This is a genomic window from Streptomyces sp. WZ.A104 (genome assembly GCF_002382885.1).
Taxonomy (GTDB): Bacteria; Actinomycetota; Actinomycetes; order Streptomycetales; family Streptomycetaceae; genus Streptomyces.
The window spans coordinates 72,907-83,976 of record NZ_NWVL01000033.1 but is presented as its reverse complement, the minus strand read 5'-3'; the positions used below and the strand labels follow the sequence as shown (position 1 = coordinate 83,976).

The 11,070-nt window shown below is 74.5% G+C and carries 12 protein-coding genes; 8 read left to right on the top strand and 4 right to left on the bottom strand.

Annotation, left to right across the window (positions count from 1 at the left end):
• The 6 genes from CIB93_RS19275 to CIB93_RS19250 form a co-directional block, all read left to right on the top strand.
• Positions 1-775 (top strand): gamma-glutamyltransferase (locus tag CIB93_RS19275; RefSeq protein ID WP_179500165.1); only part of this gene is annotated, 775 nt, incomplete at its 5' end.
• A gap of 58 nt (positions 776-833) precedes the next feature.
• On the top strand, positions 834-1,679 hold the full coding sequence (locus CIB93_RS19270) for an inositol monophosphatase family protein (RefSeq protein WP_096628352.1): 846 nt from the start codon (positions 834-836) through the stop codon (positions 1,677-1,679).
• A 148-nt stretch (positions 1,680-1,827) separates the two neighbouring features.
• Complete coding sequence (locus CIB93_RS19265; RefSeq protein WP_096628351.1) at positions 1,828-3,246, top strand: NAD(P)/FAD-dependent oxidoreductase; 1,419 nt, start codon at positions 1,828-1,830, stop codon at positions 3,244-3,246.
• Positions 3,247-3,291: 45 nt separating this feature from the next.
• Entirely contained in the window at positions 3,292-3,828 is a 537-nt protein-coding gene (locus CIB93_RS19260) for an O-acetyl-ADP-ribose deacetylase (RefSeq protein ID WP_096628349.1), read from the top strand.
• A gap of 78 nt (positions 3,829-3,906) precedes the next feature.
• Positions 3,907-5,379: an AlkA N-terminal domain-containing protein gene (locus CIB93_RS19255; RefSeq protein ID WP_096628348.1), complete on the top strand. Its 1,473-nt coding sequence runs from the start codon at positions 3,907-3,909 to the stop codon at positions 5,377-5,379.
• A 12-nt stretch (positions 5,380-5,391) separates the two neighbouring features.
• The gene (locus tag CIB93_RS19250; RefSeq protein WP_096628346.1) at positions 5,392-5,928 is read left to right on the top strand and encodes a methylated-DNA--[protein]-cysteine S-methyltransferase; all 537 of its coding nucleotides are present in this window, start codon (positions 5,392-5,394) and stop codon (positions 5,926-5,928) included.
• A gap of 59 nt (positions 5,929-5,987) precedes the next feature.
• Here CIB93_RS19250 and CIB93_RS19245 read toward each other — a convergent pair whose 3' ends face one another.
• Positions 5,988-6,572, bottom strand: coding sequence for a TMEM165/GDT1 family protein (locus CIB93_RS19245; RefSeq protein ID WP_096628345.1), 585 nt, complete (start codon positions 6,570-6,572; stop codon positions 5,988-5,990).
• A gap of 390 nt (positions 6,573-6,962) precedes the next feature.
• Here CIB93_RS19245 and CIB93_RS19240 point away from each other — a divergent pair, with 390 nt between their 5' ends.
• On the top strand, positions 6,963-7,379 hold the full coding sequence (locus CIB93_RS19240; RefSeq protein WP_096628343.1) for a (2Fe-2S) ferredoxin domain-containing protein: 417 nt from the start codon (positions 6,963-6,965) through the stop codon (positions 7,377-7,379).
• Between the two features lie 11 nt (positions 7,380-7,390).
• Here CIB93_RS19240 and CIB93_RS19235 read toward each other — a convergent pair whose 3' ends face one another.
• Both CIB93_RS19235 and CIB93_RS19230 read right to left on the bottom strand, forming a co-directional pair.
• Positions 7,391-8,122 (bottom strand): Sir2 family NAD-dependent protein deacetylase, encoded by a 732-nt coding sequence (locus CIB93_RS19235; protein WP_096628341.1) that lies wholly within the window; start codon positions 8,120-8,122, stop codon positions 7,391-7,393.
• A gap of 125 nt (positions 8,123-8,247) precedes the next feature.
• Positions 8,248-8,745 carry an NUDIX hydrolase gene (locus tag CIB93_RS19230; protein WP_096628340.1) on the bottom strand — a complete coding sequence of 166 codons (498 nt, stop codon included), beginning with the start codon at positions 8,743-8,745 and terminating at the stop codon, positions 8,248-8,250.
• Positions 8,746-8,896: 151 nt separating this feature from the next.
• Between CIB93_RS19230 and CIB93_RS19225 the strand changes: the two genes are divergently transcribed.
• Positions 8,897-10,015, top strand: coding sequence for a glycerate kinase (locus tag CIB93_RS19225; RefSeq protein WP_096628338.1), 1,119 nt, complete (start codon positions 8,897-8,899; stop codon positions 10,013-10,015).
• A 95-nt stretch (positions 10,016-10,110) separates the two neighbouring features.
• Here CIB93_RS19225 and CIB93_RS19220 read toward each other — a convergent pair whose 3' ends face one another.
• Complete coding sequence (locus tag CIB93_RS19220; RefSeq protein WP_179500164.1) at positions 10,111-10,842, bottom strand: CdaR family transcriptional regulator; 732 nt, start codon at positions 10,840-10,842, stop codon at positions 10,111-10,113.
• Positions 10,843-11,070: the final 228 nt, after the last annotated feature.

The following is an 11,070-nucleotide window of genomic DNA, read 5'->3' as shown; positions in this document are numbered from 1 at the left end:
CGCCCACGCCCGCGCGGTCGCCGCGGGGGAGCGGGGCGAGGCGGGGGCATCGGTCCCCGCCCCGGGCTCGGGCGAGCCCACGATGGCGCGGGGCGGTGCGGGCGCGGTCACCGGGGCCGGGCACGCCGGTGCCCGCGACGGCGATCAGCTCGTCGCGCCCGACGGGTCCACCCGGGGCGACACCTGCCACCTCGACGTCGTCGACCGCTGGGGGAACATGGTCTCCGCCACGCCAAGCGGCGGCTGGCTCCAGTCGAACCCCGTCGTGCCCGAGCTGGGCTTCCCGCTGGGCACCCGGCTCCAGATGGCCTGGCTGGAGGAGGGCCTGCCCAACTCCCTGACGCCCGGCCGCCGTCCCCGTACCACCCTCACGCCCTCCCTCGCCCTGCGCGACGGCGTCCCGGTCATGGCGTTCGGCACCCCCGGCGGCGACCAGCAGGACCAGTGGCAGGTCCACTTCTTCCTCTCCGTCGCCAGGCGGGCCCAGGTGCGCGGCGGGCTCGATCTCCAGGGCGCGATCGACGAACCGAACTGGCACAACGACTCCTTCCCCGGCTCCTTCCACCCGCGCCCCATGCACCCCGGCAGCGTCACGGTCGAGGGCCGCACGGAACCCGGGGTGGTCGCGGAACTGCGCCGCCGGGGCCATGACGTCACGGTCGGGGAACCCTGGTCCGAGGGGCGCCTGTGCGCGGTCGCCCGGGACCCGGAGACCGGCATCCTGTCCGCCGCGGCCAATCCGCGCGGCATGCAGGGGTACGCCGTCGGCCGCTGACCGGCCCCTTCGAGCGCCCGGCGGCCGGGGTGCCGACGGTCCGTGATTGGGTGGAGCCATGATCGATGACTTCCTGTACGGAACCGCCGGGGACACCGGGCCGCTCGCCGACGTCGAGGCGGCCGTGCGCGCCGCGGCCGCCGCCGAGATCATGCCCCGGCACCGGCAGCTCGCCACCCACGACATCATCGAGAAGAACGGTCCGCACGACCTCGTCACCACGGCCGACCGACTGGCCGAGGAGCACCTGACGGCCTCCCTCACCAAGCTGCTCCCGGGGTCGGTCGTCGTCGGCGAGGAGTCCGTGCACGCCGACCCGTCCGTCTACGACGCACTCGGCGGCGACGCCCCCGTCTGGATCGTCGACCCGGTCGACGGCACCCGCCAGTTCGTGCGCGGCGAGGCAGGGTTCTGCACCCTCGTCGCCCTCGCCCAGCACGGCGAGATCCACGCCTCCTGGACGTACGCACCGGCGCTCGGCGAGATGGCCGTCGCCGTACGCGGCCGGGGCGCGACGCTCAACGGCGCGCCGATACGTTGCGGCTCCCCGGCCCCGGGCGCCGCGCTGACGGTGGCGACCTCCCACCCCGACTACACCACCGACGCCCAGAAGCGGGCCCTGCTCGGTCTGAACACCGACGACATCGCGCCCCGCCCCTGCGGTTCGGCGGGCCTGGAGTACCTTGCGGTGGCGCGGGGCGCCCTCGACGCCGTCGCGTTCAGCTGGGAGTACGCCTGGGACCACGCGGCGGGCCTGCTCCTGGTCGCCGAGGCGGGCGGCGCTCACACGACGCTGTCGGGCGTCCCGTTCCGGATCGCGGGCGGCAACGACCTGCCGTTCACCGCGGCCCGCGACGAGGCCACCGTCCTGCGGGTTCTGACGGCGTTGCGGGCAGGCGGCTGACGGCAGCGGACCGGGGGCGACGGGGACCGGTCCGAGCGGGCCTGGGCGGGCCGTGCCGCCGGGCCCGGGCCAAGGGCCCCGGGTCCGGGTTGTCAGCGGGGCGGAATATCCTGGTGATCCGCCTGCCGGCCGACGAAGGAGTCCCAAGGTGCCGTCGATGCTCGATGCGGTCGTGGTGGGCGCAGGGCCCAACGGGCTGACCGCCGCAGCCGAATTGGCCCGCCGGGGCTTCTCGGTGGAGGTCCACGAGGCGCACGGCACCATCGGCGGGGGAGCCCGCACGGAGGAGCTGACGCTGCCGGGGTTCCGGCACGACCCGTGTTCCGCAGTCCACCCGCTCGGCATCGGTTCCCCCGCGTTCCGCGCGATGCCGTTGGACCGGCACGGCCTGGAGTGGCTGAACCCGGAGATCGATCTCGCCCACCCCTTCCCGGACGGTACCGCCGCAGCCCTCACCCGCTCCGTCGGCGAGAGCGCGATGACGCTGGGCCCCGCCGACGCCGGGGCCTACCGCCGTCTCGTCGCGCCCTTCGTCGGCCGCTGGGAGATCCTCGCCGCCGACTTCCTGCGCACCCCCTGGGACGGTCTGCCCCGCGACCCGTACCGACTGGCCCGCTTCGGTCTGCTCGGCCTCCAGCCCGCCACCTGGGTCTCCCGGCGCTTCCGGGGCGAGAAGGCGCGCGGCCTCTTCGCCGGTCTCGCCGCCCACGCCATCGCTCCCACCAGCGGACTCGCCACCTCGGCCATCGCGCTCGTCTTCGCGCTCGCCGCCCACGAGAACGGCTGGCCGGTGCCGCGCGGCGGCTCGCAGGCCATCTCCGACGCCCTCGCCTCCTACCTCCGCGAACAGGGCGGCACGATCCGCACCGGCAGCGAGGTCAAGCGCCTGGACGAGCTGCCGCCCGCCCGCGCGTACATCTTCGACACCTCGCCCTCCGCGCTCGCCCGCATCGCGGGCCTGGGCAGCGCCTACCACGGCTACCGCTACGGCGCCTCCGCCTTCAAGATCGACTACGCGCTGTCGGGTCCCGTCCCCTGGACCGCGCCCGAGGCCCGCCGCGCGGGCACCGTCCACATCGGCCCCACCGCCACCGCCATCGACGCGGCACTGACGGCGGCCGTCGAGGGCCGCGACCCGAGCACCCCCTTCCTCATCACCGCCCAGCCCACCCTGACCGACCCTTCCCGGGCCCCCGAAGGACGCCATGTCTTCTGGGTGTACGGACATGTCCCGGCGGGCTGGGAGGGCGACGCCACCGAGGTCATCGAACGTCAACTGGAGCGCTTCGCCCCCGGGTTCCGCGATCTGGTGCTCGCCCGTGCGGTCGCCGGACCGCCCCAACTCGCCGCGCGCAACGCCAATTACATCGGCGGTGACATCGCCTGCGGGGCCTTCTCCGGCCTCCAGACCTTGATCCGCCCCAAGCTCGCCCGCGTCCCCTACGCCACCGCGCACCCCGCGGTGTTCCTCTGCTCCTCGGCCACCCCGCCCGGACCCGGGGTGCACGGCATGTCCGGCCACCACGCCGCCAAGGCCGTATGGCGACGGCTGCGGGCCGCTTCCTGACCCGACCGGGCGGCGAAGGCCCCCGGCGCGCGGCATGATGTGCGCATGAGCACCTCCGCTTCCCCCGCCGTACGTCTGGTCCGCGGCGACATCACCGATCAGTCCGTCGACGTCATCGTCAACGCGGCGAACTCCTCACTGCTCGGCGGCGGCGGGGTCGACGGCGCGATCCACCGGCGCGGCGGCCCCGAGATCCTCGCCGCCTGCCGGGAACTGCGCGCCTCGCGCTACGGCAAGGGGCTTCCCACCGGCCAGGCCGTCGCCACCTCCGCCGGACGCCTCGACGCCCGATGGGTCGTGCACACCGTCGGCCCGGTCTTCTCCAGCGCTCAGGACCGCTCCGCGCTGCTCGCCTCCTGTTACCGCGAATCCCTGCGCCTGGCAGCCGAGTTGGGGGCCAAGACCATCGCGTTCCCGGCGATCTCCACCGGCATCTACGGCTGGCCGATGGACGACGGGGCCCGCATCGCCGTGCGCACGGTCCTGGCGGAGACGGTGGAACCGGTCGAGGAGGTGCGCTTCGTCCTCTTCGGCGCCCACGCGTACGCGGAGTTCGAGGAAGTCCTCGCGATGCGCGGCTGAGACGGCTGCGCGGCTGAGGCGAGGCCCATGTCGGATTTCCGCCAGCCAGGCCCCTGACCGGTGGACCATCCTGGAGTCATGCACACCGACACCGAGCGCTGCGTACGGGCCGTCCAGTCCAAGGACGCCCGTTTTGACGGCTGGTTCTTCACCGCGGTCCTGACCACCCGGATCTACTGCCGCCCCAGCTGCCCCGTCGTGCCGCCCAAGGTCCGCAACATGACCTTCTACCCCAGCGCCGCCGCCTGCCAGCAGGCCGGATTCCGGGCCTGCAAGCGGTGCCGCCCCGACACCAGCCCCGGCTCCCCCGAGTGGAACGCCCGCGCCGACTCGGTGGCCCGGGCCATGCGGCTGATCCAGGACGGGGTCGTCGACCGGGAGGGCGTACCGGGCCTGGCCTCCCGGCTCGGCTACTCCGCCCGTCAGATCGAGTGCCAGCTGCTGGCCGAGCTGGGCGCGGGCCCGCTGGCCCTGGCCCGGGCCCAGCGCGCCCAGACCGCCCGCCTGCTCATCGAGACGACCACGCTCCCGATGGCCCAGGTGGCGTTCGCCGCCGGATTCTCCTCGATCCGCACCTTCAACGAGACGGTCCGCGAGGTCTTCGCCCTGGCCCCCGGCGAACTGCGCACCCGCGCCGCCCGGGTCCCGCAGGCCACCGCCGTCCCGGGCGTGATCTCCCTCCGCCTCCCCTACCGGACCCCGCTCAACCCCAGCAATCTCTTCGGCCACCTCGCCGCCACCGCTGTCCCCGGCGTCGAGGAGTGGCGGGACGGCGCGTACCGCCGCACGCTCACCCTTCCGTATGGGCACGGCGTCGTCGCCCTCGCCCCGCAGCCCGACCACATCGCCTGCCGGCTCTCCCTCACCGACCCCCGCGACCTCACCCGGGCCATCAGCCGCTGCCGCTGGCTGCTCGACCTGGACGCGGACCCGGTCGCCGTCGACGCGCAGCTGCGCACCGACCCGCTGCTCGCCCCGCTGGTCGAGGCGGGCCCGGGGCGCCGGGTGCCCCGGACGGTGGACGGGGCGGAGTTCGCCGTACGCGCGGTGCTCGGGCAGCAGGTCTCCACCGCCGCCGCCCGCACCCACACGGCCCGGCTGGTGACCGCACACGGCATCCCGGTGGACGACCCCGAGGGGGGTCTGACACACCTCTTCCCCACCCCAGGGGCGCTGGCGGGCCTCGACCCGGAGGCCCTGGCCCTGCCGCGCACCCGCCGCACCACCCTCACCACGCTCGTCGAGGCCCTCGCGGAGGACCGGCTGCGGCTGGACACCGACACCGACTGGGAACAGGCCCGCGCCGAACTCGCCGCGCTGCCCGGCTTCGGCCCCTGGACGGTCGAGTCCATCGCCATGCGAGCCCTCGGTGACCCCGACGCCTTCCTCCCCACCGACCTCGGCATCCGCCGGGCGGCCGAGCGGCTGGGCCTCCCGGCCACCCCCGCCGCCCTCACCGCACGGGCCGCCGACTGGCGCCCCTGGCGGGCGTACGCCGTGCAGTACCTGTGGACGGTGGACGACCACGCCATCAACCACCTGCCCGCCTGAAGGAGGCGCCCCATGGCCACGACCGCGACCACCACACCCCCGGCGACCAAGCGGCACACCGTCGTCGACAGCCCCTACGGCCCCCTGACGCTCGTCGCCACCGACGGTGTCCTGTCCGCCCTCTACATGACCGATCAGCGCCACCGCCCGCCCCAGGAGGCCTTCGGGGTGCCGGACCCGGAGCCCTTCGGCGAGGCGATCCGACAGCTCGCGGCGTACTTCGCCGGTGAACTCACCACGTTCGAGATCCCGTTGTGCCTGGACGGCACGCCGTTCCAGCGGAGCGTGTGGGCGGAGCTGCTGAAGATCCCGTACGGCGAGACCCGTACGTACGGCGAACTGGCCGAGAACCTCGGCAAGCCCGGCGCCTCGCGGGCCGTCGGCCTGGCCAACGGCAAGAACCCGGTCGGGATCATCGTGCCCTGCCACCGGGTGATCGGCGCCTCCGGAAGCCTCACCGGATACGGGGGCGGCCTGGACCGCAAGCAGCGGCTGCTCGCCTTCGAGAGCGGAGGCGGAGGACAGAGCGGGGTGCAGGCGCTGTTCTGAACGGGAAGAGAGGGGCATACCTGCCAGGCGGCGGGTACGCCCCTGAGACCGCACCGCCCTCAGCCGGTGAAGATCTCCACGGCCGACCAGACCGCGAGGCCCAGCATGCAGATCCCGCCGATGCGCTGCACGGTCTTCAGCGGTACGCGGCCGGCGATGAACTTGCCCGCGAGCAGCGCGAGGGCCGAGACGGACATCAGGGCGGCGGCCGAACCGATCGCCGTGGACCAGGTGCCGTTGCTCGCGGCGAGGTTGGCGGTGGTGATCTGCGTCAGGTCCCCCCACTCGCTGATGAAGACCGCCATGAACGCCGTCGAGCAGACCGGCCAGAACCCGGTCACCGTCTTCACGTCCGTCCCGTCCTCGTCGTCCCCGCCACTGCCGCGCAGCAGCATGAACGCGCCGAACGCGAAGAGCGAGGCCGAGACGAGCTTGACGACCCAGTCGGGCAGCAGTCCGATCAGACTGCCCGCCCCGACGGCGATGGCGACATGCACGACGAACGCGGACGAGGTGCCGAACCAGACGTAGAGCGGGCGCATCCGCGTGCCCATGGCCAGCGACGCGAACATCGTCTTGTCGGGGAGCTCCGCGAGGAAGATCAGCCCGAAGGCGGTGATGACCGCCAGAGGGTCGAAGTGCATTCCGGGTGGCTTTCTGTGCGAGCCGGGCCCCGGATCTTCGCGAAGCGCCGCTCGGGCTTTTCGGAGGACCACTCGGCCCGGCATGACGGCAGCGCCCACGGAGCGTGGACGTGTCATACAGGACCGAAGGTCTCGCCCACCCGTGGGAATCCCTGCGGATCCACGAGCCCGGCCACCGGGAACCCGAAGGCTCCAGTGTGTCGACGACCGGTTTGCGGGGCTACTCCCCTTCGCAGCCCTCAACATTACCTCACGCGGGCGGAACGGGGTGCAGGTGTTCGAGTCCGGGTGGTCTCGGTAGAGTCGCGGTGATCATCGCGACCGGCGATGGTCGCCCGACCCGCCCCATCCCGCTCTGTCCCACCCCACCGCGACGGGAAGTGCCCCCTCATGAGCCGCCGCCCCCGCCCCCGCCCCGGCAAGGACGTGCCCGCCCAGGGCGTGCCCCGGCCCACCGTCAGCGTCTGCCGGGGCTGCTGCTGCGGCACCGAGAAGATCCCCGGCGTCGATCACGCGGCCCAGCTGGCCCGGCTGCGCTCCGGTCTTGAGGGCGCCGCCACCGTCCGGGCGGTCGAGTGCCTGGACGCCTGCGAGCAGGGCAACGTGATCGTCGTCCAGCCCTCGGCCGAGGGCCGCCGCGCCGGAGGCCGCCCGGTCTGGCTGGGCCTGGTCAACGACGAACACGCCGAGCAGGACATCGTGACCTGGGCGGCGGCGGGCGGCCCGGGGCTCGCGGACGCCCCGGACATCCTCGACCTGTACGTCTTCCAGCCCTCGCGGCGGGTCCGGGCGGGCCTGGACGGCTGAGCCGGGTCTGGTCAGCCGCCGGCCGGCCCGGCCAGCCCCGCCAGCAGCTTCGGCAGCGCCGTACCGATCGGCTCCCGGACGACCTCGACGGCGAGTTCGTCGTACGGGGTGGGCTCCGCGTTCACCACGATCAGCCGGGCCCCGTGCTCCGCCGCGATCCCGGCGAGCGAGGCCGCGGGCTGCACCTGGAGCGTCGTACCGACCGCCACGAACACCTCGCACGCCTTGGCGATCGTCATGGCGTCGGCCAGCACCTTCGGGTCCAGTCGCTCGCCGAACATCACCGTCGCCGACTTCAGAATCCCGCCGCACACTGTGCACGCCGGGTCCGGCTCGCCCGCCTCGACCCGTTCCAGGGCCTCGGCCATCGAGGACCGGGCATGGCAGCGCGTACAGACCACCTCGCGTGCCGTGCCGTGGAGTTCGAGCACCTTGCGGTCGGGCAGTCCGGCCCGCTGGTGCAGTCCGTCGACGTTCTGCGTGATCACCCGGACCGGGGTGCCGGACCGCTCCAGCTCCACCACCGCCCGATGGGCCGCGTTCGGCTCGGCGTTCCAGGCGGAGCTGGTGCGGCGCATCTGCCAGGAGCGGCGGCGGATCTCCGGATCGGCCATGTAGAAGTCGTAACGGACGAGCTTCTCCGCCTCCGGATCCTTCCGCCACAGCCCGCTGGGCCCCCGGTAGTCGGGGATGCCGGAGTCCGTGGAGATACCGGCACCACTGAGGATCGCGACAAGGGTCATGCGGCGAGGGTACGGAGCGGGAACGCGTCCCACGAGCGGATTTCGCCGGTGCGGGTCCGGCCACGGCCCCGCAGGGCCGTGGCCCCTCCCGCCCGAGCCTCGGCCCCCAGCGGGGCCGACGCCGCCTAAGCGACCGGCTCTCCGTCCTCCAGCTCCACCGTGCCGCCGCCGGACACCACCACGTCCAGCGCCGCCCGCACCCGCTGCTCCAGCGGACCCAGCAGATAGCCGCCGAGCTCTCCCGGGGCGACGAGCTTCCAGGAGAGCAGCTCCTCCTCCTGGAGCCGGATCGCCGCGAACCGCTCGGGGGCGAGCACCCCGCCGTCGTACACGTACGCCACGATCGGCGGGCGGCCGGCGCCGCGCACCCAGTCGACGGCGAGCAGCCGGCCCGGTGTCACGTCGAGCCCGATCTCCTCCGACGTCTCGCGCCGGGCACCCTGCCGGGGGCTCTCGCCCGTCTCCGACTCGACCGTTCCGCCGGGCAGCGCCCAGCCCTTGCGGTAGTTCGGCTCGACGAGCAGGACCCGGCCCTCCTCGTCGCGGAAGAGGCATGCGGCACCGGCGAGGACCCGGGGGAGTCCGGCGATGTACGCGGCGTAGTCGGCATCGGCAGTGGTCACGGCCGCCAGCGTAGTAGGGGACGCGGGGGCACCGGGGCGGAACGGGGCGGTCGTGGACGCCCATGGCAGATCAGGGGCCGTGCGGATAGGGTCGGGGCGGCGCGACTGCCTGTTCGAAAGCAAGGGATGCAAGGTGACGGACGGAGCAGATGTGGAGACCGCCCGCGTGCTCGTCGCGGCGGACAAGTTCAAGGGCTCGCTCACGGCCGTACAGGTCGCTGAGCGGGTGACGGCCGGGCTGCGGCGCGTCGTCCCCGATGTGCGGGTGGAGACCCTGCCGGTCGCGGACGGCGGCGACGGTACGGTCGCGGCGGCGGTGGCCGCCGGATTCGAGCGCCGGGAGGCGCGGGTGACCGGACCCCTCGGGGACCCGGTGACGGCGGCGTACGCGCTGCGCGGGTCCACCGCCGTGGTGGAGATGGCCGAGGCCTCGGGCCTCCAGCATCTGCCCGACGGGGTGTTCGCCCCGCTCACGGCCACCACGTACGGCTCCGGCGAACTGCTGGCGGCCGCCCTCGACGCGGGGGCGACGACGATCGTGTTCGGGGTCGGCGGCAGCGCCACCACGGACGGCGGCGCGGGCATGCTCGCCGCCCTGGGGGCCCGCTTCCTGGACGCGGACGGCAAGCCTGTCGGCCCCGGCGGCGGGGGACTGGCCGAGCTGGCCGAGGCCGACCTGTCCGGGCTCGACCCGCGCCTGAAGGACGTCGACCTGGTCCTGGCCAGCGACGTGGACAACCCGCTGACCGGGCCCAAGGGCGCCCCCGAGGTGTACGGGCGGCAGAAGGGCGCGAGCGAGGAGGACATCGCGGTCCTCGACGCGGCCCTGGCCCACTACGCCTCGATCCTGGGCCCCGACACGGCGGCCCTGCCCGGCGCGGGCGCGGCCGGAGGCATCGGCTACGGGGCGCTCGTCGCCCTCGGCGCCCGCTTCCGCCCCGGCATCGATGTGATGCTCGACGTCCTCGGCTTCGCCCCCGCACTCGCGCGGGCCACGCTCGTGGTCACCGGCGAGGGTTCGCTCGACGAGCAGACCCTGCACGGCAAGGCCCCCGCCGGGGTCGCCGCCGCCGCCCGCGCGGCCGGTGTCGAGGTCGTCGCGGTCTGCGGCCGCCTCGCCCTGTCCCCGGAGGCACTGACCGGGGCGGGCATCGCGCGCGCCTACGCCCTGGCCGACCTGGAACCGGACCCGGCGGTGTCGATGGCCCAGGCCGGACCGCTGCTGGAACGGGCGGCGGAGTCGATCGCCAGGGACTTCCTGCTGAGCTGACGCACGCACGTACGCACGGGGAACCACGGGGAACCACAGGGGGACCACGGGGTACGGGGAGGGGGCCGGGCAGCGACCGGGCCCCCCTACCGGCCTCACGGCGGCGCCGACGTCAGCCGCAGCGCGTCCAGCGCCAGCACCAGGTCGACCAGTTCGCGCGGCCGTGACAGCGACCGGCCCGTCAGGCCCTCCAGCCGCCGCAGCCGGTTGCACACCGTGTTGCGGTGACACCGCAGCCGGGCCGCCGCCCGCCCCGCCGAGCCCCCGCACTCCAGCCACGCCTCCAGCGTCCCCACCAGCAGCGACCGCTCCGCAGGCGCGAGGGTCAGCAACGGGCCGAACACCTCCGCCAGGAGCCGGGTGGACAGCTCCGGGCGGCTCACCAGCAGGGCCGCCGGCAGCCGCTCGTCCAGCCGCACGATCTCCCGGCTCCCCGGCTCGCACGTCAGCAGCGCCGTACCCGCCAGCCGGTGCGCCGCGCCCAACTCCGCCAGCGAACCCACCACCGGGCTCACACCCCCCGGCCCCGCGCCCCGCTCCCTCAGCCGCGCCGCGGCCCGGGCCGGGCCCGCCGGTCCCAGCAGCACCACGGCGACCTCCCGGCCCGACGCGTCACCCCCACCGCACCAGCACCAGCGCGTCCCGTCCGGAACAGGGCCCGGGGTTGCCGCCGAGGGCCCCGGCTCGGGCGAGTCCAGGACCACCACCGCGTACCGCCCCCGTTCGGGCAGCCCGAGCGCCCGCGCCGCGCGCTCCACCAGGTCCGGGGGGTTCCGGCCGGCCAGCAGCGGGCCGAGCAGCACCTCGTACCGCGTTTCACGCCGCATCCGCTGCTCCGTCCCCGGGTCCGGGCGCTCCTGATGACCGACGAGGATGCCAGCGGCCGCACGGTGGGGCGCCCGCGCGTCACGGGCCCTGTGCGCGTGCACAACGCTGCCCCGCCTTCGCTGGTCACCCGCATCGACTCCACCCCGCGCCGTGGACGCGCGTCCGGCCCGGTGCTGGTCTGTGGCACCACCCCCCTCACGCACGAGCACCACGGAAGAGCACGACAC

Excerpts from the sequence above, each read along its gene's own strand:
- CIB93_RS19250 (WP_096628346.1), top strand. The coding sequence starts at position 5,392 with ATGGCCACGACCGCGACCACCACACCCCCGGCGACCAAGCGGCACACC.
- CIB93_RS19255 (WP_096628348.1), top strand. The coding sequence starts at position 3,907 with ATGCACACCGACACCGAGCGCTGCGTACGGGCCGTCCAGTCCAAGGAC.
- CIB93_RS19220 (WP_179500164.1), bottom strand. The coding sequence starts at position 10,842 with ATGCGGCGTGAAACGCGGTACGAGGTGCTGCTCGGCCCGCTGCTGGCC.
- CIB93_RS19260 (WP_096628349.1), top strand. The coding sequence starts at position 3,292 with ATGAGCACCTCCGCTTCCCCCGCCGTACGTCTGGTCCGCGGCGACATC.
- CIB93_RS19235 (WP_096628341.1), bottom strand. The coding sequence starts at position 8,122 with ATGACCCTTGTCGCGATCCTCAGTGGTGCCGGTATCTCCACGGACTCC.
- CIB93_RS19240 (WP_096628343.1), top strand. The coding sequence starts at position 6,963 with ATGAGCCGCCGCCCCCGCCCCCGCCCCGGCAAGGACGTGCCCGCCCAG.
- CIB93_RS19245 (WP_096628345.1), bottom strand. The coding sequence starts at position 6,572 with ATGCACTTCGACCCTCTGGCGGTCATCACCGCCTTCGGGCTGATCTTC.
- CIB93_RS19270 (WP_096628352.1), top strand. The coding sequence starts at position 834 with ATGATCGATGACTTCCTGTACGGAACCGCCGGGGACACCGGGCCGCTC.